At 35.9% G+C, this 22,686-nt stretch carries 22 protein-coding genes and 1 rRNA gene; 4 read left to right on the top strand and 19 right to left on the bottom strand.

Going from position 1 to position 22,686, the window contains the following annotated elements; genetic code table 11:
* Window positions 1-92 (bottom strand): 16S ribosomal RNA (locus D8M06_RS12865); the annotation flags it as partial.
* A gap of 362 nt (window positions 93-454) precedes the next feature.
* Window positions 455-691 (bottom strand): hypothetical protein, encoded by a 237-nt coding sequence (locus D8M06_RS12870; RefSeq protein ID WP_121204815.1) that lies wholly within the window; start codon window positions 689-691, stop codon window positions 455-457.
* 288 nt (window positions 692-979) lie between these two features.
* Between D8M06_RS12870 and pdaB the strand changes: the two genes are divergently transcribed.
* Window positions 980-1,738: a polysaccharide deacetylase family sporulation protein PdaB gene (gene pdaB / locus D8M06_RS12875; protein ID WP_121204816.1), complete on the top strand. Its 759-nt coding sequence runs from the start codon at window positions 980-982 to the stop codon at window positions 1,736-1,738.
* A gap of 36 nt (window positions 1,739-1,774) precedes the next feature.
* On the opposite strand, the gene D8M06_RS12880 is transcribed toward pdaB, so the two are convergent.
* On the bottom strand, window positions 1,775-2,434 hold the full coding sequence (locus D8M06_RS12880; protein WP_121204817.1) for a KinB-signaling pathway activation protein: 660 nt from the start codon (window positions 2,432-2,434) through the stop codon (window positions 1,775-1,777).
* A gap of 140 nt (window positions 2,435-2,574) precedes the next feature.
* Between D8M06_RS12880 and gerD the strand changes: the two genes are divergently transcribed.
* On the top strand, window positions 2,575-3,219 hold the full coding sequence (gerD, locus tag D8M06_RS12885) for a spore germination lipoprotein GerD (RefSeq protein ID WP_121204818.1): 645 nt from the start codon (window positions 2,575-2,577) through the stop codon (window positions 3,217-3,219).
* Window positions 3,220-3,289: 70 nt separating this feature from the next.
* Here the strand turns inward: gerD and D8M06_RS12890 are convergent, their stop codons facing one another.
* Both D8M06_RS12890 and cwlD read right to left on the bottom strand, forming a co-directional pair.
* The gene (locus tag D8M06_RS12890; RefSeq protein ID WP_121204819.1) at window positions 3,290-4,348 is read right to left on the bottom strand and encodes an Mrp/NBP35 family ATP-binding protein; all 1,059 of its coding nucleotides are present in this window, start codon (window positions 4,346-4,348) and stop codon (window positions 3,290-3,292) included.
* 77 nt (window positions 4,349-4,425) lie between these two features.
* Window positions 4,426-5,148, bottom strand: coding sequence for an N-acetylmuramoyl-L-alanine amidase CwlD (gene cwlD / locus D8M06_RS12895; RefSeq protein ID WP_121204820.1), 723 nt, complete (start codon window positions 5,146-5,148; stop codon window positions 4,426-4,428).
* 239 nt (window positions 5,149-5,387) lie between these two features.
* Here cwlD and D8M06_RS12900 point away from each other — a divergent pair, with 239 nt between their 5' ends.
* Complete coding sequence (locus D8M06_RS12900) at window positions 5,388-5,798, top strand: DUF948 domain-containing protein (protein WP_121204821.1); 411 nt, start codon at window positions 5,388-5,390, stop codon at window positions 5,796-5,798.
* Between the two features lie 21 nt (window positions 5,799-5,819).
* Here D8M06_RS12900 and D8M06_RS12905 read toward each other — a convergent pair whose 3' ends face one another.
* The 7 genes from D8M06_RS12905 to D8M06_RS12935 all read right to left on the bottom strand — a co-directional run bounded on the left by D8M06_RS12905 (window position 5,820) and on the right by D8M06_RS12935 (window position 12,313).
* Entirely contained in the window at window positions 5,820-6,032 is a 213-nt protein-coding gene (locus tag D8M06_RS12905; RefSeq protein ID WP_121204822.1) for a hypothetical protein, read from the bottom strand.
* Window positions 6,013-6,474: a DUF948 domain-containing protein gene (locus tag D8M06_RS12910; RefSeq protein ID WP_121204823.1), complete on the bottom strand. Its 462-nt coding sequence runs from the start codon at window positions 6,472-6,474 to the stop codon at window positions 6,013-6,015. Before D8M06_RS12910 ends, D8M06_RS12905 begins: the two co-directional genes overlap by 20 nt.
* 23 nt (window positions 6,475-6,497) lie before the next feature.
* On the bottom strand, window positions 6,498-6,908 hold the full coding sequence (locus D8M06_RS12915) for a DUF948 domain-containing protein (protein ID WP_121204824.1): 411 nt from the start codon (window positions 6,906-6,908) through the stop codon (window positions 6,498-6,500).
* A 427-nt stretch (window positions 6,909-7,335) separates the two neighbouring features.
* Window positions 7,336-8,565: an efflux RND transporter periplasmic adaptor subunit gene (locus D8M06_RS12920; protein ID WP_121204825.1), complete on the bottom strand. Its 1,230-nt coding sequence runs from the start codon at window positions 8,563-8,565 to the stop codon at window positions 7,336-7,338.
* Window positions 8,565-9,239, bottom strand: coding sequence for a hypothetical protein (locus tag D8M06_RS12925; RefSeq protein WP_121204826.1), 675 nt, complete (start codon window positions 9,237-9,239; stop codon window positions 8,565-8,567). The genes D8M06_RS12920 and D8M06_RS12925 overlap by 1 nt, the downstream gene beginning before the upstream one ends.
* Window positions 9,240-9,490: 251 nt before the next feature.
* Window positions 9,491-10,663, bottom strand: a complete 1,173-nt coding sequence (locus D8M06_RS12930) for a GNAT family N-acetyltransferase (RefSeq protein ID WP_121204827.1) — start codon at window positions 10,661-10,663, stop codon at window positions 9,491-9,493.
* 267 nt (window positions 10,664-10,930) lie between these two features.
* Window positions 10,931-12,313 carry a glycoside-pentoside-hexuronide (GPH):cation symporter gene (locus D8M06_RS12935; RefSeq protein WP_121204828.1) on the bottom strand — a complete coding sequence of 461 codons (1,383 nt, stop codon included), beginning with the start codon at window positions 12,311-12,313 and terminating at the stop codon, window positions 10,931-10,933.
* A 153-nt stretch (window positions 12,314-12,466) separates the two neighbouring features.
* Between D8M06_RS12935 and D8M06_RS12940 the strand changes: the two genes are divergently transcribed.
* Window positions 12,467-13,669: an AraC family transcriptional regulator gene (locus D8M06_RS12940; RefSeq protein WP_158591791.1), complete on the top strand. Its 1,203-nt coding sequence runs from the start codon at window positions 12,467-12,469 to the stop codon at window positions 13,667-13,669.
* A gap of 636 nt (window positions 13,670-14,305) precedes the next feature.
* Here D8M06_RS12940 and D8M06_RS12945 read toward each other — a convergent pair.
* The 7 genes from D8M06_RS12945 to D8M06_RS12970 all read right to left on the bottom strand — a co-directional run bounded on the left by D8M06_RS12945 (window position 14,306) and on the right by D8M06_RS12970 (window position 22,605).
* Window positions 14,306-15,772, bottom strand: coding sequence for an MFS transporter (locus D8M06_RS12945; RefSeq protein WP_121204830.1), 1,467 nt, complete (start codon window positions 15,770-15,772; stop codon window positions 14,306-14,308).
* A 686-nt stretch (window positions 15,773-16,458) separates the two neighbouring features.
* A complete protein-coding gene (locus D8M06_RS12950; protein WP_121204831.1) occupies window positions 16,459-17,931 on the bottom strand; it encodes a gluconokinase in 1,473 nt (490 codons plus the stop codon).
* 89 nt (window positions 17,932-18,020) lie between these two features.
* Complete coding sequence (locus tag D8M06_RS12955; RefSeq protein WP_121204832.1) at window positions 18,021-18,791, bottom strand: SDR family oxidoreductase; 771 nt, start codon at window positions 18,789-18,791, stop codon at window positions 18,021-18,023.
* 27 nt (window positions 18,792-18,818) lie between these two features.
* Window positions 18,819-20,081, bottom strand: a complete 1,263-nt coding sequence (locus tag D8M06_RS12960) for a nickel pincer cofactor-dependent isomerase, group 22 (RefSeq protein ID WP_121204833.1) — start codon at window positions 20,079-20,081, stop codon at window positions 18,819-18,821.
* A gap of 246 nt (window positions 20,082-20,327) precedes the next feature.
* Complete coding sequence (locus D8M06_RS12965; RefSeq protein WP_121204834.1) at window positions 20,328-21,251, bottom strand: AEC family transporter; 924 nt, start codon at window positions 21,249-21,251, stop codon at window positions 20,328-20,330.
* Between the two features lie 114 nt (window positions 21,252-21,365).
* A complete protein-coding gene (locus tag D8M06_RS19865) occupies window positions 21,366-21,506 on the bottom strand; it encodes a hypothetical protein (RefSeq protein ID WP_158591792.1) in 141 nt (46 codons plus the stop codon).
* Window positions 21,507-21,528: 22 nt separating this feature from the next.
* Window positions 21,529-22,605, bottom strand: a complete 1,077-nt coding sequence (locus D8M06_RS12970) for a Gfo/Idh/MocA family protein (protein WP_121204835.1) — start codon at window positions 22,603-22,605, stop codon at window positions 21,529-21,531.
* Between the last annotated feature and the right edge of the window lie 81 nt (window positions 22,606-22,686).

A 22,686-nucleotide genomic window follows, 5' to 3' on the forward strand; every position in this document is an offset into this window, starting at 1 on the left:
CGAAGGAGATCAGTTAGCTTCCCGCGCTCGACTTGCATGTATTAGGCACGCCGCCAGCGTTCGTCCTGAGCCAAGATCAAACTCTCCAAAAAAGTTTGTTTTGTGATTAACACCAATCAATCACAAAGAGAATTCTTAGCTTCCAGAAGTGTTACCTTCTGTATTTTATAAAGAAAAACGAGTTTCCTTTATGTCTTAACATACTGGTTGTTTTGTTCAGTTTTCAAAGAGCAATTTTGTTGTTTTTGTCGTATTTAGCGACGAAATATAATGTATCACTTTTCCATTTCGCTGTCAAGCATCTTTCCAGCAAAATGTTAAAAGTTTTGCTTGGACGTCTTTCTTAACGACAAGAAATACTATAGCATAGAAAAATAATTGTTTCAACAGGTAAAATAAAGAAAGATAATTCCCACTAGTTAGATAACGCATTCCGCAAATATCTTCCTTTCATTTAAAAGTGGAAGTCTTTTTGATACTTATTCCTTTTTGGCAAATACTCTAGACAGTCTTCTTCGCTTGCCACTCGGCGCAATAGCTGAAATAAGACTTTATACCTTTCCATCATCATCCGCTTAACATTTTCATCTATCCTAATATCATCCAAATCAATAAGAATTTCTTCTAATTCTCTTTTCAATAGATATTCTAATTCTTTTTCTTCTCTATCATTAATTAATAACCCTAACATAAAATCACCTCAAGAATTCTCGCCTAGGACGATACATTAATAAAATAAAAATCACTACCACATTATTCGTAGATACTTTTATAGTTTGTCGGTTTATATCAAATAAAGTAGATACAAACATTTCTATTTTCACCTATACCCTGTTTAACATAGTGTCTAACCCATTTCTATAAATAACATGAATGAACAATAAATAATCTTTGTTCAGAAGGTTGTAAGGCTTGTTCATAATTTAATTTTTCCTTCATAGAATTTAATATAGAAATTCTCTAAGTTGGGGGAAAAATAATGAATCATTTTTATGTATGGAGATTCAAACGCATGAGACGTTGGATAGTTATTGGAAGTTTAGCTTTTTTTACTGCTATGTTTCTTTGGGTAAGTGAAAACGGGGCTTTCTCTGTCTTTATGCAGGACGAGCCAGCAGCAATTACGAAGGGGAATTCAGAGGAACCAAATATAGCATTAACCTTCAATATTAGCTGGGGAGAAGAAAGAGTATACGATATATTAGAAATGTTAGAAAAGAACAAAACACAAGCTACTTTTTTTGTAAGCGGTGAGTGGGCGGAAAGACATCCTTCTATTTTGGAAGAAATATCAGAAGGAGAACATGAATTAGGCATGTTAGGTTATCGGTATAAAAGTTATATTGATCAAGATATAGAACAGGTAAGACGTGATTTGCAAAGCGCAAAAGAAGTATTTGAGAAACTGGGGTACGAAGACATTGAGATTTTAAGAACACCAAATGGTCACTTTGATGATGAGATTCTCCAACTAGCCAAAGATATGAATTTTCAAGTTATCCACTGGAACATTAACCCCAATGATTGGAAGAATCCAGGGACTCAAGTAATTGTTGATAATATAATGAAAAATACTAAAAACGGAGATATTATATTAATGCATGCATCAGATTCCGTAAAACAAACGGCAAATGCATTGGAGACTATATTACCTGGATTAAAAAATAAAGGATTTGACTTCGTATCAGTAACAGAGCTAGTTAATCAGGCACATGCTGAATCAAAATTAGTTGAATAAAAGTAACCACCAGAAAAACCTGGTGGTTATTTTAATTCACGCATCCTTCACACTTTTCTTCTTATTATTTGAGGATGTACGCTTCTTCGATTGTTTGTTTGTAGCATCTACTTTCTTATTTATACGATGCAAAACAAGTAATTGGTAAGTGTTACAAGCTAGCAAAGGTGCGATCATTAACCAAGCATATTCTGTCCCCTCTGCTTGGAGCCCAGGGACCCATTCCACTGTTGTCATGACTACCATAAAGAATAATGCTGGTATAAAAGCACTTTTTTTCGTTTCTTTTGCTTTTCTTAAAGCAACAAGCCAACCATAACCAAGGAGCGCAAAAGCCATTAGTATGTACCATAATAAAGAAACTTCACCTTTTGTCGCTTGATATGGAAAGTAAATTAAATCAAAAATAACAAATACAATTAATAATACTTGTACGGTTGGCCAAAATGATCGAAATAAACTGATACCATACCTATGTACAAACAAATAAGCAAAAAAGCCAGTCATACTTAAGACACTAAATGTAAGTCCTAAACCAATATTAAAAATAATGAGACCGATAAGTTCCATAAAGTTAAATGGACTTAGATTTGCTGCGTAGACATTATATTGCACAAAAAAACTGATAATTAAACCTGCGACTCCACCAATTATTGCAGTTTTAAACAGAAAATGTATTAGGTTTTTAATATTCAATTTAAAATCCTCCCATGGTTTGCACAAAATTAAATATGTACAAGCGTATTTTAACACGAAGCCATATTTTTTTCCTACATAATGCGAATACTTTCCGTTTTATCATCCATATTAAAGGTATAGGAAAGGAGGATTTCCTTATGGTTCGTAACCTATTTATTATAATTGTAGGATTTTGCCTCTTGTTACTTACTGCATGTGGTGGTGGAGGAAATACCTCTGGCAATGAGGGCGACTATGAACAAACGAAGAAAATGGTCGTTGATATTTTACAAACTGAAGAAGGAAAAAAGGCACTAACTGAAATATTATCTGATGAAAAGATGAAACAAGAATTAGTAATGAACTCCGATGTAGTAAAAAAGACGATAAGCGATACGCTTGTATCTGATAAAGGTAAAAAAATGTGGCAAACACTATTTGAAGACCCTAAATTTGTTGAGGGTTTTGCTAAATCCATGGAAGAACCTCAAAAAAAGCTACAAAAAGATCTTATGAATGACTCAGAGTACCAAAAACAAATGCTCGAGTTATTACAAAACCCAGAAATTACGGATCAAATATTGTCGGTTTTGAAGGGGCAGCAATTTCGAGCCCATTTAGAAAAAACCATACAGCAAACACTTGAGACTCCAACTTTTCAAGCAAAAATACAGGAAATCTTGTTAAAAGCCGCAGAAGAGCAAGCAAAAGGGAAAGATGGTAGTAGCTCTGGAGAAAGTGAAGGTGGTGGCGAAGAGGGAGGCGGCCAAGGAGGAGAAAGTAGCTCTGGAGGCGAAAATTAACTTCAACCTAATACTTTCTATAGTCACAAAACCAAAAGAGGACGTCGAATTGACGCCCTCGCTTTCTTTATTATTCTTCCATTTTTGCAATTACTTTGGCAGCAATCTTATGGTACTCTTTCCCATTTGGATGATCTTCCTGGTATACACCAGGGGCAAATTCATCCTCTTCCATGTATGGTTGTTGCAATTGCAGTTGGCCGAGTACTTTTGTTTGGAGAACATCAGAAAGTTTCTCTCCGCCACCTTGTCCAAATACATGTTCTTTTTCCCCAGTTTTTTTGCTGACGAAGTAAGACATGTTTTCTACAACACCTAGAATTTCATGATCTGTTTTAAGCGCCATTTGTCCTGCACGAGCAGCAACAAACGCAGCTGTTGGATGAGGGGTGGTGACGATTACTTCTTTACATGTAGGAAGCAATTCATGAACATCCATTGCAATATCACCTGTGCCAGGCGGCAAATCTAATAATAAGTAATCTAAATCTCCCCACTCTACTTCTGTGAAGAAACTATTCAACATTTTACCTAACATAGGACCACGCCAAATAATTGGAGAATTATCTTCTACAAAGAATCCCATAGAGATTACTTTTACGCCAAATCTTTCCACTGGAATAATTTTCTTCCCTCTTACAACAGGACGTTTTTCAATCCCCATCATATCCGGGACACTGAAACCATAAATATCCGCATCAATGATTCCGACTTTTTTCCCTAGGCGCATTAATGAAACAGCAAGGTTAACGGTTACAGTTGATTTCCCAACTCCACCTTTACCACTTGCAACAGCTATAAATTTTGTATTACCATTTCCCCCCATAAGTGAAGCTTCTTTTTCTTTCTCCACGGCAGGTTGGTACTTTTTGATTATCTCTTCTGGTAACTGCTCAAAACGCAAACCTACTGTATTGGCCCCATTTTTCTTTAATATCCCAACAATTTCTTGTTGCATTTGCATTTGCTCGCCGGTGTTTGTTTTTGAAATGCCGACCTTTACGCTAACATGCTTTTTATCTTCCTTAATGGTAACATTCTTGATACCATCTGTTTCTTCTAATGTTCTATGTAAAAACGGATCTTTTACTGAGCCTAATAGTTGAATTACTTCTTCTTTTGTTAGCAACCTAATTCACCATCCTTATATATGCTAGTACTAGTATAACATATATCTTGAAAAATCTAAGCGATGTGAATTCCCTTTCATTCCTCTTCTTCTACGTCTTCTGTAACATAACGGAGTACACCCTGGTAGATGCTTGCTGCCATTTTCTCTTGATACGCATCCTGTTTTAATAAATTACGTTCTTCTTCATTGGACAAGAAACCTATTTCGATGAGCGCACCCGGAAATTCTGCATGTTTTAATAAGTACATTCCATTTTTCACTAGCGCCTCACGTGTTGTATTTTCCAGATTACGAATTATTTCTGCCTGTATCATTTTTGCCAAGTGTTTATTCTCATCGGCACTAGGGTAATAAAAAGACTGCGCACCTCTCCATTTCGTTGATGGCAAGGCATTTAAATGAATGCTTAGGAATAATTCCGGTTTCTTATCATTAATAAACTCCATTCTTTTTCTAATATCTTCTGCTTTTCTTCTGGATAACCCTTTTGTATCTTCGGCTGCCAAATCTTTATCTTCTTCCCTAGTTAAAAAGACATCTGCTCCAGCAAGCTGTAGATAATTCTTTAGTTTTTTGGATACTATTAAAGCAATATCATCTTCAAGCGTTCCATCTTTCCCCACCGCACCACCGTCTGGTCCACCATGCCCAGGATCTAATACAATCGTTTTCCCTGATAATGGTAATGAAAACTCGTTATTCCAAACTCCTTTGCTTTGATTTAATGGTAATTGAATTAAAAAAACAAGTAACACAACCCCAAACAACCATATACCAATCTTCATGACTCTTCTCATTCTTCTCGCCCCTTAACATGAACTATGACCATTTTATGGGACGAGATATATGTTTATGACTAATTGCAAAATATGGTATGCTATAAGAAGAAATGAGAACCATAAATATGGGACGTTCTTAAAGTAATGGAATTTATTTTTCCAGAACAAAATTTCAAATGATGTCGTATTTTAGATTAACTGCGGCGATTAAAAAGGAACATTCTATTGTAAGAGGTGAATGAAAGGGGTGCATAAAAATGCTTTGGCTTGGTATTGGTGTTATGGTAATTGGCGTTGCACTACTAATTTTAACTATTGTCTTAATTAAGCCACTCTTCAAATTAGCTGGTGTCCTTGGCAGCTTACACAAGACAACGGAAACATTACCACAAACCGTCAATGAATTAACAACAACCGCAAAAGATGCAATTGGTACTGGAGTCGATACCTTAAATCAAGTTAATACTCAAATGAAGGAATTAAGCCCTATTTTCTACATTATTGGAGATGTCGGTCGGGCCACCAATCAATTGAGCTCATCTATTGTAAGTAAGGTTGAACATTTGAAAGAAACAACGGAGACTACTAAAGACGTTTCTTCGAATAACAATTTACAAGGATTTTACGGTTTAATCGCACTTGCCTATTTATTATTCAGACAAAAATAAGGATGCATGTATTATGCATCCTTATCTTGTTTCTAAATCCTCTTTTAAATCCTTAAAAATATCCGCTCGTTTTTTCCCATCTAAGTAGAGCTTCCGCTCAGCAGCTTTTAGCTTTTCTAATAATTTGGTTCCTGATTGTTGCGGGGATAAGTACCTTTTGAAAACATACCCAGCAGTAAAACTTCCTAATATACTAAAGATGACTGACGATCCGTTATAACGCTTGGTTTCCATCCTTAATAGTTCCCTCTTCCTTTTTAAATTCACTGCGCTTCTTAAACCAGTAGTAAGCAAGGGCAAACGTACCATAGACGCCACCTATTTTATTCTTTTCTGCAACATCTGCAGCACCTTCTGTTTTTTTCTTCACCGTATCGGTTACATCAACAAGGGAGGAGGAAAATTTTCTTGTTACGTTCCCTACATCTCCTACTACATAAAATAGTGGACTTAACTGTCGTAATTTATCATTCACATCCGCCAATGTATTATTGCTTTCACTAATCATATCTCCTGTTTGTTTCATAATATCATCCATCTGTTTAGGTAGTTGCTCTACGGTTTTATCAACACCTTTAAGCACATTTGCCAAGTTATTTAAGGCATGCCCAATAAAGATCGCTAAAATCAGCAAAGCTACACCAATTATAATTACACCAATCCCAACTAGCGTCATAATGATTCACTTTCCCTTCTGTACTAATTTGCTTTTTTCCATTTAGTGAGAATTTGCGTTAAAGCCTCTCCCCATTTAATCCCTTCTATCGCTGGCTTCAATTGTTTCTGGAATTGCTCGTCCGTTACTTGATCCTTATAATTTTTGTATGATTTATTCAAACTATTAATGGATTCTCCAACATTATGAACAGAATCAAACAAACTATCTGTCGCTTTTATATTCTCTTCTAATTCATCTACCGTCTTATTAGCCTCTTTAAGCGTATTCATTAATTGTGGCGTAATATATGAAAATTGTTCTTCCACATCCTTCAACGTATAACCTAGAGATCTGGTTACATCTGCCAAATGCTTTAATACGATTGATATGTAAATAACCGCTATGAAAAAGGCAATGGAACATAGTAAAATACCAAAATAAATAATTTCCACTTTTTACCCTCCCTCTTATGAAGATATTATACCATCTAACAAGTGAATTATAACGCAATCATACTTTTAGTTTGGCTGTTATCTGCAAAATTTATTGCTTTTTACAAGGCTCTATTCAAATAGATTGTTACATTTTTATAGTTTGGGCGCATGATGGTTATAAAGTCTACACTAAAAAAATATTATTAGGATGCTCTCGCTTGTCCTAATTATTATAAAGTGTTTGCATTCGCTCCGACAGAATACTACGCTATTATAAATTTCTGAATAAAGTATTGCCTTAAACTTTTAAGAACGGTTTATTTACTTTTTCACCTGAGAAATTCAGTTTATACGCATTTTCTACCAACTCCGACTAAGTTAAATAACAACAACATTTTGCAAAACTAGCCATTTCGAAAAGATTATTTATATCTATAGTCCTAGTTTACCTAGAAATAAGTCCTGTTACCAAGTATTTTTTCCAATTACTTTTATCTAATCCTAAAGAATCCCAAGTTAGCTGTTTTATTTTTAACGGGGTTATAAACTTAGCCCCATTTCGAAACTGCTTATCTGGATTTTGTGCAACCATTTCACCCATTTCTATACCATTTGTTATTTCTATTAAATTGTCCATACTTAGACCTGTTTCAACTATTTGCTTAGTCAACTTACCATCCTCAGACATTTTCCAGATAGAATCCATAAATACTGCACTATCTTTCAGAACTGTTGTGCCAATTGATTCCTCTAAAATAATAGAGACATCAGTATGATATCCTGGATAGATATTGGTTTGGTCCACTTCGTCATTCAGAGATACCTGGAATGAATAAATACTCTCTTTGTTAACATCAATCGCTTTTGGTGAATGACTAATATCACTCACCGTTCCATGCATCTCTTCTTCATTTAAAGTAACATTTGCCTTGAACCCTGTCTTGACTTTTTTATGTTGGTCTTCTGTTAATTCTCCTGTAACATTTAATTCTTCACTTTGTATCGTTAATACTGGGTCCTCTAGTGAAACACTTAAATCTTGAATTTTTCCTTCATAAGGGCTCCCTACAGTTATCATATCTGAATTAGCCCGCAAAGTTTCTAATTGACTTTCTATATATAATACTTCAGCATTCTTCTGCGCTAATTCTTTTTCTAAATCGACAAGATACTGCTGCCTTAATACCTCCGCTTCTTTTGTCGAATCAGGTAATTCGACCTGAAGTTCAAAATGGTCTTCTGTAATGTTGAAATTTGAAGTCGGATCTGCGGGGATGGTCGGAATTTGATACATCTGCATGTCGTTTATTGCCAACTCGATTGAAGAAATTTCTTCTTTTACTTTTTCCATTTCACTTATCAGTTTTGTTTCTGTTTCATAATAATCATGAACACGATAGGCATACAAAGGATCACCAATCGCAACATCATCCCCCTCATTTACCAAAAACTCCTCAAAACTACCTAAACTTTTGTCGAAGTATACATGTTCTTCTGTTTGTGCGGATAACACACCAATAGCATCCATTTGTTCTACCATATCTGCTTCAAAGCTACTGACCCATTCGTTTATATATGAAACTCGATTAACTTTTCCATTATCGTCTATATATATCAGCATAAGGTTTAATCCGATAAATAAAATCACGCCAATAAGTAGGATACGTCTTTTCATTAGTTGAACCACCCATTTATGAGATATGAGTCAGCAAATGCTATTACAGTAACCAAACACCAGCTGACAATATGCAACAAAATCACATTTAGCCAAACTACATATTTTTTAGATTGAGATAATGAAATAAGATATTTCGCTTGAAACCAAATAACCCATATTTGAAATAATGATATGGTACCAAAAAAATAAATAATCCAAGACGTGTCAGTTAAATAGGATGCAATAACTCCAAATGACAACGGTGAAACATACCAATCTAAGCCGATTAATAGTGCCATCGGAACCCAAATAAGACGTTCCACTAATAACACCACTAGTACTATCTGCTGCATGATAAGGAGTTTCTGATAGGGAATATCTGTTAGTAGATAGTATAATAGACTTGGTATAAATAAAATAAATAGAGCAAAGATTAGTCCCCATAAGAATCGTCCTATGATAAACCAGAATTTACTAACCTCATAATCTATATTTGATAATGTAACCGCCTGTTCTGAAATTAAGTTTGACCCAACACCTAAATAGGCCGTCCATCCATATATAAGCATTGAAAAAATCACTAAAAAAAAGCAAACTCTCCACAAATTAACAATTTGTTCAGCTTTAATAATTCTATGTATATGATCGTCTGCTGCACGGAAGAAACTTATTGGGTTCGTATAATATGTCATTTTTCTACATCCCTTAAAATACTCTATTCATGTGTTCAAAAAGGTGGATAAATTTAAACAACCTCTATTACAATCCCTTACATATACTACATTTTATATCATCATCCGATAAAAAACTACGAATATTCCATTTTATAACAAGAATAGGGAATAGTACCTAAAATTAGATAAGGCTGGGACAAAAGAAATTTAATGTGGAAATTCCTTTTTTATCCCAGCCTTCCTTCACTCTCTATACCCACAATCGACATTCAAAAGAAATCCGGAAAATATGTTTGCTTATAAGGGATTATTTGATCTAATTGATCGATATCGTTTGAGTTCCCACTAATTAATCCCATATCGTATAATTCTCTGGGACGTTTATACCCAAAGAACATAGAAGTTAGCTGTTGAATCGAGCATTGAATAGCTACCTGATTCTTAGTCTCTGCTGCACGTGTAACATGTACCTGTCCATTGGTTTGTTCCAATATATAATCCCCACTATTATCAGAGAAAAAGGTATCTTCCACACGTAATAAAAGAGAAAATGATTTTGTCGAATTCTGATAGATATACTGATTTAGAAATGCTGATACATCTACAATTCTTGCCATAAAATAAGGTTTTACTTTTTGGTTAAATCGAGGTTCTTCTACAAGAAGTGGAAGATTGTCGTTTTCGGGCACAGTCATTTCTACCTTTTTAGCCATCGAGTCATGATTTGCAATAAATTGTAACAAGATCTTTAAGCCGTTTGGAGTGCAATAGGCCATTTCATCCACAGTGAATACTTCCTTTTTTACCTCATAAATGAGATAGCCTTCTGCTTGGTTTTCGTTATTGTATGCCACCGCTACCACTTGGTTATCCTCATTTAGTATCCGCTGTTGCCACCACATTTCATCACGAGTAAGTGCTCCATTATATAACTTTACAAAACGACTATATATATCGTGAAGCAAAGGGATATCAGGATTGATTCGTTTTACAAATCCAGATTCATGCCAACGTTTTTTTAATCTTTCGATTGGAATTTCGTATGTTTTTTCTGCAAAGGTCATTTCCCAGCCATACTGACGGTAAAATGGCGCGGAAAAGGGATGAAGGTAAGAAACCGTTTGTCCATTGGCTTTCATATATTTTAGAGCATGTAAAAGCAGGTCCTTAATCATTCCTTTTCTGCGATATTCTGGCCAAGTTGCAACCGCACTTATACCACCCATTTCAAAATCTTTGCCATTTATGTAGACAGTCAGTGGAATCAAATGCAATTTTGCGGCGATTTCTTCATTATCCATTACCCCCCAAATAATATGTCTATCTGCTTCATGTTTCTTCTTTTCTAGTGCTTCTTTTGACAGGACATACTGGAAAGCATATTGAGACAGGGAAAAAATCTCGTCATAATCTTTCGCACCTAATTGTTTAATTTCTGTCATATCCTTCCTCCATTCTAATGCTATTATGGCATTTTTTACTATCTTAGTCATTCAGATAATATCTACTAATCTATCAACTACAAAGATCAATAGTAACAGCTTAGCAAAGAGCATCAGAATAACCAATCATTTAGTTAAGGGTATTGAATCCAACATAACGATGACTTCTGCGTTTACCCGCTACGGAAAGCGTAGTCTTCTTCTGAAGCGTATCTAAGCACTTAAAAAAGATGCTCCATGTATAGAGCATCTTTTTAAAATATATTTTTATGATTGTTTTGCATCAAGGTCAGCTGCGATTTCTTCTAATTTCTCATCAGATAAAGTGTATCCAAACTTAAAGATAATAAAGCTAACCACACATGCGATTGCTGGTAGCAATACCATTAAAACTTCCAGACCTAAGATAGTATCCGCTGTTTGGACAGCGTTTGGAACATATCCGATGATAGTAAGTCCCATTGCACCAACAAATCCCGCGATTGCTTGAGATACTTTACGTAAGAAACTGTATAAGGAATAGGTTGTACCTTCTTGTCTAATCCCAGATTTCCATTCGCCATAATCGATAACATCAGATATAAATGCCCACATGAGCATGTTTGGTATCGTAATTCCCATCATTCCAAGCACTAATAATGGAAGTACTGTCATTTCGGAGATTGGAACAACGAATAATAAAGCGAATGCTACGGTTGCAAGAGCAAACCCAAATAAGGAAACATTTTTCTTCCCAAATTTCTTGGATAGTTTTGGAAGGAGCATTACAATTACTACTGTAGCTCCAATATTTAAAGCATTAAATACCGGGAACAACATTTCATTATCCAATACATATTTAAAGTAATACATCCCAACTGATTGGTTTATTAGCATTGCCGATAGAACAAAAAATGTCATCCCACAAAGTGCTAAGAATGGTCCATTTTTTATAATACGCGTAATCATTTGCATATTTATCTTCTCTGGTTTTGCAGAAGCAACTGGTTTTATTCGTTCCTTTGTATTTCTATATGTTATATAGTAAAAGATTAGAGCAATAACTCCCATCATTGCTACAACGGCTGGGTAGCCGATTTGTGGACTTGAAAACAAATTAACTAATGGTACTACGCCAACCCCTACGAAGAAGATACCAACCATAGAACCTAATCCACGAAATGAAGATAGTGCTGCTCTGTCACCAGAATCTCTTGTCATTACGGATGCCATGGATCCATAAGGAATATTAATCACCGTATAAGCCATTCCAAAAAGTATATAGGTCACGTACGCATATACAATTTTACCACCATCAGAAAGATCTGGAGATAGGAATAATAGAACCGACATGACAACTAACGGTATTCCCGCCCACTTTAAATATGGTCTAAATCTACCATTCGGATTATTCCCACCAAACCGATCGATAATTACCCCCATCATTGTATCTGTAAACGCGTCCAAAATACGAGCAACTAAGAATAATGTAGCTACCACTGCTGCTGCGATTCCAAAAACATCTGTATAGAATACCAATAAATATGTGGATACCATTGAAAAGGCTAAATTATTTGCTGTATCACCTAAACCATAGGAAAGCTTTTCTTTCATACTTAATTTCTCAGTAGTAACAGCTTTCTCTACGTACTCCTCTTTTAAATTTTCCATTGAAAAACCTCCGTATATGTTGCAATCGATTTCATGTACCTATTATAATAAAAATGTAAGCATTTTTATAAGGATTAATCCAGCATAATCAGGATAAATATAACGTTTTCATGTAACGCTTCCATGAAACGCTTTCTAATAGAGGGGGATACTATGGACTATAAACAGGCTAATATTCTAACAGCAGCTATGAAACTATATAATCTAACCAATTTAAATACCTACGTATTAGATCAAAATGGAGATTTTATCTACCTTAATGAAAAGGTTACTACACCTCCTTTTATGCCAGGAACAGACGAGAGAGACACTTTGTACCTTTTTCAGGAAATTTCAAAAACCAACAAAATATACTCCTATTTAAATGAATGGAATTTACACTATTTAGGATTGTCCTTCGAAACGGAGGAAAAATATACGATAATTATTGGCCCCTTTTTAGAAGCTACACCAGATATCTATGCTTTAACAAGAAAATACAAACTACTTAATAACGAGATTGAGGACCTCCGTATTTTCTTGAACCAATTAGATGTCTTATCTATAGATAAGATAAATACTTTTGCCAGTCTACTAAATCAGTTTGAACTACTGTTACAGAAAGAACCTGATTTTGAAATAATTAATCCTAGAAATAACAAAAATGAAATGGATACCAAGAACCCATACAATGTGAGTGAAGAAGAAGATGTAATAAAAATGAGGTATAAAATAGAGGAAAAACTTATACATGCTGTAGAAGCAGGAGATAAGAGAAAAGCGAAAGAACTTCACATTTCAAATAACATGCTCTTTTCATTTTCTGATCGCTTTCCTAATCAACCATTAAGAAGAGTAAAGAATTTAGCAATTGTACTTAATACTCTTTTACGCACTGCAGCAAGAAACAGCAAAGTACCAGCAATTCTTATTCACCGCATCTCTGAAAAATACGTCTATGAAATAGAATATACAAGCCAATTAGCCAAATTATACCACTTATACGATGAAATGATAGATAGTTATTCAGATGTTGTCATGTCAAATGCCCTAAGGAAATATTCTAAAGTTGTGCAGCAAGTAATTGAGTACTTAATCAACTTCTATGACCAACAAATTGACAAGGAGGAACTTTCTACACTTACATTTACTCACCCCAGTCATCTGTCTCGTAAATTTAAACAAGAAACTGGATTGACCATAACAGGTTACCAACAGACGTTGCGTATAAACCAAGCAAAATATCTACTACGCTCAGAAAACCTGCCTATTGAGGAAATAGCTTGGTTAGTTGGCTATGATGACTCATCTTATTTTACGAGAGTATTTAAGAAAGAAACCGGATCTACACCGACTCAGTATCGGGAGGAAAACTAGAAGCAGGGATCACTCGGGTCCCTTGTTTTTGAATGGATAAGAGAGGGGGTAGGGAGTTTACATCCTATGTTATGAAATTCATTACTTTTGAGTTGATAGAAACTCTTAATAATTTGAATTCAGATTAATGTGCTTAACTCTCGCTGCAGAAATACACTACGCTTTCCGCGGGGAGCTGGTGAGCCTCCTTCGTGCTGACGCACAAAGCAGTCTCACCGATGCTCTTCTTCCCGCAGGAGTCTCCGTGTATTTCCTTCGCTAATTTGGTGCTTTATAACTTCCAAGCATGTTATAAAGATTTTATAGATATAGATATAGCTACCACTATTAAGCAGGTTGATTGGAGCGGAGGGCAGTCGACTCCTCGAAAATAAAGGGCAATTTTCTTCGTGCGATGTAATGCTGCCGCAGCCTTCCTTGTCCTGCGGGAGGATAGGCCTAGATGAGACCCCGCAGTGCGCTAGCACGAGGAGGCTCATCAGCCGCCCGCGGAAAGCGACTGCCCGGAGCGGAAATCAACAAAGCACTAAATTAGATAATTATTCTTAATTAAAGAAAGTAGCAGTTTATATAAACTACGACACAAATAAAAAAGCTGCAACTAATGCCATTGCATCAGTTGCAGCTTTTTACACCTTATACTGCTTCTTCATCTTTATCTTCAATTTTACCTTCTGCTTTCAATCTAGCTAATTCCGTTTGGATTTCTTCCATTTTCTTGTCATCTAGTTTATAGAACTTCATGCAAGTAAGAGATATAATTAACATTAAAGCTGGTAAACCAAATGCTAGTAATAGAGTCATTCCAAATACTGGTGTAGTTAAAGCATCGTTAACAGTTGGGAATGCATCTTTAAAGCCAATCATCGCCACACCGAAACCTACTATCGCAGGTGCAAGAGAGGTGATTAATTTATCAATAAATGAGAACAATGTTCCTAACATACCAGGTACATATCGACCTGATTTATAGGTTTCATAATCAGAGATATCAGCAATCATCGGGTTAACCAATGTAGAAGGGATTTGTCCAAAGCCCATTGCTAGTGTATATAATACCACAAATACTACTAGACTCACCATTGACATTGAGGTAGGTTCACTCATAACTAAGAATAAAGCAACTAAACCTACCAAGGCCCCAAAGGCAATCCATGTTGCTTGTACAAATGATTTTCTCATACCACGTTTTCTGGCTACGGCAACCGCGATAAATGTAATTATTAAAATCGGTACAGTTGTAATCATAGATATTGTACCACTTAATGCATAATTACCCATTAAAATTCCGAACACCATCACCATAACAACAGATTGACGTAATAGACTAAAAGCTAACTTATCCGCTGTAACCGCAGTAATCAATAATTGCAACGGTTTATTTCCTTTTAGAATTGGCCAGTAGTCGCGAAATCTTGTGTTCACTGTCATATCTGCTAATCCATAGAATTCTTTACGGTCTTTACCTGAAATACCGATAACTGCTAGAATAGTAGAAATACCTGCAATAATGATAGCCAACGTATTCAACTCTGCGAATAATTCTAGAGTAAAATCGCCATGTTTGGCAATTAGATAAGATGCAACATATACCTGACCTACAGTAAAGATTACTGTATTGTAAATCCCATCAAAGATAGAAAATACTGGACGTTGTTTCGGGTCATTGGTTAATACGGTTTGCGCCGCTTTCGTAACAGCTGTTTGTAGTGTATATCCAACAACATATAAAGCATAAGTTAAAATAAAGAAAATCAATTGAAACTCCTGTGGTAATGTGTGAGTAATGGTATACATTAAAATAATAGAAGTAGCTAAAATCGCATTACCTAAAACCATCATCGGTCTGAACTTACCAAACTTCGATTCTGTCTTATCGATAATAAAACCAACAATTGGGTCAGTAATACCGTCGAAAACTCTCATAAATGTTAACACCATACTTACTACTGCAACTGTCAACCCCGCTATTCCAGCCGCATAATAAGAAACAAAAGTTAGAATAAACATATAAAGATTTGTTGCTGTATTATTCAGTGCAAAAAAACCAATTTGCCATAGCTTTGCTCTGTTATATTCTTGATTAACTGCTCCTGTTGACATATTTATTTCCTCCCTTTATTGAACCGTTTTCATTTGATCACTAAATGCTACATTGCTATAAATTATATAAATCTATTAGAACGAATAATTAGGTTAACCTGGAAGTTAGTTATTTTGTTAGACCAACAAACTAACTAACCTGTAAGTTAATACTATATGAAAACGCTTTTATATGCAAGCGTTTTTTTAATAATTTTAGTAAAATTATTTCAGAAAAAGTTACTATCACACTCGAAACAGCTAAATTATGTATTTATATTGCAGTTTATGAATAAGATTTGATTTTTTTGAATGATAATCTTTTATCCTCCACAAGATAAAAGTAGGATAAATTGCCAAGTACATTCCACTGACAACTTATCCTCATTAAAAATGACAATAAATATTAATAAGTAACCTACAAAGTTTCCCCTCTGTATCGTCACAATCACTATTTAATTCATTTCTCCTTTACTTAATATCTCTTTTCTCACTATTACTATCTTCCTTCATTTTAGCGATACCAGCTTGAACTTCTTCCATCTTCTTATAATCCAACTTGTAAAATTTCATTGCAATCAATGTAATAATATGTCCAATAACATAAGGATAATAATGATGAATATTGCATAAAAATTAATTAAAAAGAGAGAAGCTTTCAACGTAGAAAACATCTCTCCTGAGTTAAGTTAAAGTATATTTAAACCTTAATAAAATTCCCCTATATTAGCTGCCAGTTTTTCGTACGTATTAAATATACGTTGATAAACTTCATGATTTTCCATATTCGGTTCTATCACTTTCTCACTAGGTAGACTAGATTTAATATCTTCTAATGAGTTTGCTTTGCCAATTCCTACTAAAGCTGTCCAAGCCGCTCCCCATGCTGCATTATGATGAGTATCGGATAAATAAATTTCTTTCCCAAAAAGATCTGCCATGATTTGTACCCAAAGTAGAGATTTGGTTAATCCACCATTAACACTTATTTTTTCCGGCGCTCCTGCAATCCGTTCTAGGGACTTTCCAATTTGATAAATGTTAAAAGCAATTCCTTCTAGTACGGCACGTGTTAGATGCTCTTTTTTATGATTGATACTTAACCCAAAGAAATTACCCTTGGCACGTCCATTCCATAAAGGTGCACGTTCTCCATTTACATATGGTAAAAAGAGAATACCTTCTGAACCTACTTCTACTTTCGCAGCATCAGCAAGAAATTCGTCATGTGTTCCTTTATATTCAATCAGATCCTTAAACCACTGAAGAGCAACTCCTCCATTATTGGTAGGGCCTCCTATAATCGAAGTATCCTCCGTAAAGGAATAAGTAAAAGTCTCCATCTTTTCATTGATTGGCGCACCTTTTACAAACTGACGAATAGCACCACTGGTACCAACAGAAATATTTACTTCACCAGGTTTAATCGCTCCACTACCCAGATTCGCTAGTTGACCATCCGCAGATCCTATGACAAATGGTATGTTCCCACTAATGCCAATCTCCTCTGCAACACGCTGATCTAGCCCAGTTAGAATTTCTGTTGGAGAGACAATTTTAGATAGTTGTTCTCTTTGTATCCCAGCAAGTTCTAATGCTTGGTCTTCCCAGTCCAGTTTTTTCACATCAAAAAATCCCGTTGCGGCAGCCATAGAATAATCAATCACTCGTTGACCAAACCATTTTTGTAATAAATATTCTTTCATAGACATAAAGTAGGCAGCATTATGATATGCTTCATACTGGTTCTCTTTCATCCAAATTAGCTTTAACAAAGGGGTCATTGGATGAATGGGTGTACCTGTTTTAGCGTAAATGTCGTTAGCACTCGTCTTAATTAGCCTGTCTGCTATATGGCTGCTACGTTTATCAGACCAGATAAGCATTTGTGATATTGGTTGCATATCCTCGTCGATACAGATAAGGGAGTGCATAGCCGCTGAGATACCAATCGTTAGTATTTCTTCTGAGGTAACATTAGCATTTTCTACAACATTTTTCATTGCTTCAATAGATGCCTTCTCCACTTCCTCAGGATTCTGTTCAGCCCAGTCTGCTTTGGGATAATTTGTCTCTACCATTTCTTCCGCTTCTGCCACTAACTTACCCTTTGTATCAAAGACAACCGCTTTCACACTTGTCGTTCCAATATCAAGTCCCATTACTAATTCTCTTGGCATATTAACCTCTTCCTTCTCAAATAGTATTTCAAATTAGATAAAGGCTTTGAAGGTACTGCCCCTCAAAGCCTTCATCCATTTATCTTACTTTATATTGTCATGCTTAGGTATCCACCGTCAACTCGAAGGAACGTTCCTGTTACAAATCCAGAAGCCTTATCTGATGCTAGGTAGATAGTTGCGCCTTTTAACTCTTCTGGCTCACCAAAGCGTCTCATTGGAGTATGGTTCATGATAGATTCAATTCGCGCATCATCCATGATTTTGCGATTTTGCTCTGCAGGGAAAAACCCAGGAATAATAGCATTCACTCGAATGCCATGTGGTGCGAATTCTCTTGCTAAGAATTGCGTTACATTGTTTACACCTGCTTTAGATGCTGAATAAGTAAATACTTTAGACAATGGAATGTCCGCTGAAGCAGATGAAATATTAATAATACTTCCCTTACGTTCCTGCTCAATCATACGTTTGGCAAAGTGCTGAATCGTAAATACTAAACCTCTTAAGTTTACATTCATAATATCATCCCATTCTTCCGGTTCGATTTCAAAGAATGGAGTAGAACTATTTTTCCCAGGGGCATTTAGGACGATATCCCAACCACCTGCCCAGTCTTCAATTTCTTTCGCCGCTTTTTTAACTGTTTCTAAATCACTTACATCTGCTTGGAATGATTTAGCAACTCCACCATTTTCCTCGATTTCTTTTGTTACTACCTCAGCTTTTTCTAAGTTACGTCCAACGATTGCAACTTTCGCACCTTGTTCTGCAAGGCCTTTTGCCATTGCAGCTCCTAGTGTACTATTTCCTCCAATTGCAACAGCAACTTTTCCAGTTAAGTCAAATAAATTCTCCATGATATTGCTCCTCTCAGTACTTATTCTTTATTTTATATTTCCTTCTTCATCAAATGCAAAGTTATATAAATCAGAACTTTGCTCCATGTTTGGATGATTTTTGACGTAATCTAGCAATGGTTCAGATACTTCAATCTCGCTTACATGTAATGTGTTTTTTATACGGACCATTTTCACTTTTGTAAAATCTAATATATTACAAGTTTTTATAGCCGCTTGAATAGCAGCTTTTTCATTTGGCATAGCAGTGGATATATGAGTTGGCCCCACAACGGTTGATGTTAGTCCATTGGCATAGGTTGCTTCTCTATCCATCTTGTCTACTAGACGCTGGGTAGTGAAATCAGCTGTCCCAACTCCGTTCGCATTACCTTCCGTCTGTGGTGTTAAATCAAGTACAACCATTTTCGTCACTTCTGGTCCACCATGTGCATATGGAGTTGGGTATCGCCCAGTAATATTCGGATCCATACCGTCTCCACTAATGTTTTTACCAATTTCATCAATCACTAACACGTCAATTTGATCCACAAAAATTTTCGGCAAAAGCTTCTTAGCTAGTTCTTGTAAATCTGGTTCTTTCTCTTCTATTTCTTCAGCTGCTAGCACTTCGAGTTTAGCTACCTTGTCAAAAGCATTTTCAACTGTTGCAACTCCAAATAAAATTGGCATTTTTTCAATCGTCATCTTCGCCATAGCAGGAACATGTTCAGCCATATGTTTAAACCCTAATTGATGACAGGCTTCCGCACCTTTTTGCTTCCCTAAACCTATGCTGATCATCTTCATAATTCCGCTTTCTACTTTACCTCGGAAAGCTGTATGAGGTTTTACTCGGTTAATTACTACAATGCCATCTGCTTCTGACGCATACTTGTCAATATAAACTGGTAAACCATTTGGTAGTTCACCAATCTTAACAACTTCCATAGATGAGCGTATTTCTGCACCAACGCTTTCTTCTGTGACACCTAAATGCTCTAATACCGCTTTCTGACCTGGTCCAGTTGCTCCACCATGACTTCCCATACTCGGAACAATAAATGGCTTAGCTCCTAATTCTTTTAAGAATGAAACAGTGGTCGCCGTGATTTCAACCAAAGCATCTGTTCCTCTACTCCCTACAGCTACTGCTATTTCAGCATTAGGCTTAACTTTTCCTTTTACCTTTTCCAGTTCCTGTTTCAAAGTACCCACAACATCTTCTAGTTGTGAATTGTCAAAGGTTTGCTTTACCTTTGCCATCTTAGGAATTGGAATATCTTGAACTAGTTCCTGAAGAATACCCATGAATTGCCACTCTCCAATTCGATACGTTTTTATATAAACTAATATTCCCTAATAATTGCTAATAAGACATGATTCCTGTAAAAAAATGGCTTACTTACTGTAAAATATCTTTGTGATTTATATTTAATTTGTTTATTAAACAAATTATTAATTTAAGAATACCATTAGGTTACATCTACGTCAAGAGGAAGCGTTGTCACACCTAGCAACATTTCGTACTGTTAGCACCTCAACTTACTATTTCTACTAAAAAATAACCCTAGACAAAAAGATAACGATAGTAACCGTTAAGGCACTAAATATTGTTGAGAATAAAACTGTCTGTGCAGCAAATTCAGGATGGTTATTATATTCTTGCGCGATAACAGCACTATTTATAGATGTTGGCATGGCTGATGCAATAAATAATGCTTGAGCAAAGATACCGTCAATCCGGAAGATCCAGATAATGAGCAGTGCAATAATTGGTGCAATAATCAGTCTAACAGCTATACTGGAATAGACCGAAGATAATCCTGCTTTAAATTGAATTCGCGCAACTTGTGCTCCTAATGTAAGCAATGCAAGTGCAATCATTGCATCAGCAATATAATTGGCTGGTACCCAGATGAAGGATGGTATAGGTACATTAAAACCATTTAAGGTAATACCTGCTAGCATCGCATATAATACAGGCATTTTAAAATAACCAAGCACGGCCTTCCATTTACCACCATCTAAAGATTTCAATGCAAAGATTCCATATGAAAAGGTAAATATATTCTGCAATGTTAATACAATGACTTGAATCGACATTGCAAATGGATCACTTTTAAACACCAAATCATTCACAGGGACCCCATAGTTACCAGAATTGAAGAAGATAATGCTATTGGAAAAGGTGGTCTCTTTCCCTTTATCCAAGCCTAATATTTTCGCTGCTATGATGGCAATGATATATAAAATAACGATTAATAATACAAAAAATAGCAGTACATATACGAATAACCCTACTGAAAATTCCGTGCTGTACAACTTAACAAAAATAAAGCCTGGTACCACAAAATAAATATTCAATTTCGATAAGGTTCCTATATCCATGTTGAATTTCTTCTGTAGAATAAAACCGACTGCCATTACGATAAAGATTGGGAATATAATATCTTTGAGAATAGTTATAAATTCAATCAAACTTGATCTCGCCCTCCTTTTTTGCTAGACATATTGGGTATCTATCGTACGATTGCCCGCTTCTATCAACCGCTAACTCGCTCCTATCAACCGCCTTCTCCCTTCTATCAACCGTCATCTCCCTTCTATCAACCGCCTTCTCTCTTCTATCAACCGCCTTCTCTCTTCTATCAACCGCCTTCTCTCTTCTATCAACCGCCTTCTCCCTTCTATCAACCGCGGTATATTAAAAACAACAGGAAAAAACTGCCCCAATTCTGGGACAGCTTCTAAATTATTATTTTGTTACAACAATCGCTTCTTCCTGTGCTTTCAGGCATAATTCTGCTGCTTTGAATGCATGTTCTTGGGTCATAGCATTTTCCGTGCGATGGATGCAATCTTTTATTAGTTCTCCAAAGAATGGGAATCCTACTTCACCAGAAAGAGAATAATGCTTCTCGCCGTCTTTATTTACCAGATATAGATGATCTCCTGATTCTTCACGAGCTACATCTACATATTTACGGATTTCAATCGTGCCTTCCGTTCCAGTAATAAAGGTACGACCGTCTCCCCATGTACTAAGCCCATCTGGCGTAAACCAGTCTACTTTGAAGTAGAATGTTGCTCCATTATCTCCCACTAATGTAGCATCACCGTAATCTTCTAACTCTGGATATTCTGGGTTATTATAGTTACCTACTTTACTGTGTAATACTTTTGCATCTTTATTTCCTGTATAATATAAGAACTGTTCAATTTGATGGCTTCCAATATCACATAAAATACCACCATATTGTTCTTTGTTGAAGAACCACTCTGGACGACTTGGTGCATTCAATCGATGCGGTCCAAATCCTGTTACTTGGATTACTTCACCGATAGCACCATCTTTTATTAATTGGCCGGCAAAAACTGCTCCCTCAACATGCAGACGTTCACTGAAGTAAACCATGTATTTTTGCCCTGTTCTCTCTACTACTTGTTTTGTCTCTTCTAATTGTTCTTTTGTAGTAAAAGGTGTTTTATCTGTGAAGTAGTCCTTACCAGCTTCCATTACTTTATTTCCTAGAGTACTACGCTCGGAAGGAATAGCAGCTGCTGCAACTAATTTAATAGCTTCATCCGTTAAAATCTGCTCTAAAGACTCCGCAACTTTTACCTCTGGGAATTTCTCTACAAATTCATCCACTTTCTTAGAATCTGGATCATAAACCCATTTTAATGTTGCGCCAGATTCCACTAAGCCATTAATCATACCGTAAATATGTCCATGGTCAAGTGCTGCAGCAGCTATTTGAAATTCCCCCTCTTTTACAACCGGATTCGGTTTTCCTTTTGGTGCATAATTCATTCCATCTTTACTACCCACGTTCCAATCGCTCCTTTTTAATCCTACCTATTTTCATAAAAGGAAATAGAAACCAGTGTCTCTACCGGTTTCTACCCATAA

Origin of the sequence: Oceanobacillus halophilus, from assembly GCF_003628505.1 — a bacterium.
In the GTDB taxonomy this organism is placed as follows: domain Bacteria; phylum Bacillota; class Bacilli; order Bacillales; family Amphibacillaceae; genus Oceanobacillus; species Oceanobacillus halophilus.

What these genes read in the sequence shown, in the direction of transcription:
- D8M06_RS12870 (WP_121204815.1), bottom strand. Translation starts at nt 691, where the DNA reads ATGTTAGGGTTATTAATTAATGATAGAGAAGAAAAAGAATTAGAATAT.
- pdaB (WP_121204816.1), top strand. Translation starts at nt 980, where the DNA reads ATGAATCATTTTTATGTATGGAGATTCAAACGCATGAGACGTTGGATA.
- gerD (WP_121204818.1), top strand. Translation starts at nt 2,575, where the DNA reads ATGGTTCGTAACCTATTTATTATAATTGTAGGATTTTGCCTCTTGTTA.
- cwlD (WP_121204820.1), bottom strand. Translation starts at nt 5,148, where the DNA reads ATGAGAAGAGTCATGAAGATTGGTATATGGTTGTTTGGGGTTGTGTTA.
- D8M06_RS12900 (WP_121204821.1), top strand. Translation starts at nt 5,388, where the DNA reads ATGCTTTGGCTTGGTATTGGTGTTATGGTAATTGGCGTTGCACTACTA.
- D8M06_RS12905 (WP_121204822.1), bottom strand. Translation starts at nt 6,032, where the DNA reads ATGGAAACCAAGCGTTATAACGGATCGTCAGTCATCTTTAGTATATTA.
- D8M06_RS12910 (WP_121204823.1), bottom strand. Translation starts at nt 6,474, where the DNA reads ATGACGCTAGTTGGGATTGGTGTAATTATAATTGGTGTAGCTTTGCTG.
- D8M06_RS12920 (WP_121204825.1), bottom strand. Translation starts at nt 8,565, where the DNA reads ATGAAAAGACGTATCCTACTTATTGGCGTGATTTTATTTATCGGATTA.
- D8M06_RS12925 (WP_121204826.1), bottom strand. Translation starts at nt 9,239, where the DNA reads ATGACATATTATACGAACCCAATAAGTTTCTTCCGTGCAGCAGACGAT.
- D8M06_RS12930 (WP_121204827.1), bottom strand. Translation starts at nt 10,663, where the DNA reads ATGACAGAAATTAAACAATTAGGTGCGAAAGATTATGACGAGATTTTT.
- D8M06_RS12935 (WP_121204828.1), bottom strand. Translation starts at nt 12,313, where the DNA reads ATGGAAAATTTAAAAGAGGAGTACGTAGAGAAAGCTGTTACTACTGAG.
- D8M06_RS12940 (WP_158591791.1), top strand. Translation starts at nt 12,467, where the DNA reads ATGGACTATAAACAGGCTAATATTCTAACAGCAGCTATGAAACTATAT.
- D8M06_RS12945 (WP_121204830.1), bottom strand. Translation starts at nt 15,772, where the DNA reads ATGTCAACAGGAGCAGTTAATCAAGAATATAACAGAGCAAAGCTATGG.
- D8M06_RS12950 (WP_121204831.1), bottom strand. Translation starts at nt 17,931, where the DNA reads ATGCCAAGAGAATTAGTAATGGGACTTGATATTGGAACGACAAGTGTG.
- D8M06_RS12955 (WP_121204832.1), bottom strand. Translation starts at nt 18,791, where the DNA reads ATGGAGAATTTATTTGACTTAACTGGAAAAGTTGCTGTTGCAATTGGA.
- D8M06_RS12960 (WP_121204833.1), bottom strand. Translation starts at nt 20,081, where the DNA reads ATGGGTATTCTTCAGGAACTAGTTCAAGATATTCCAATTCCTAAGATG.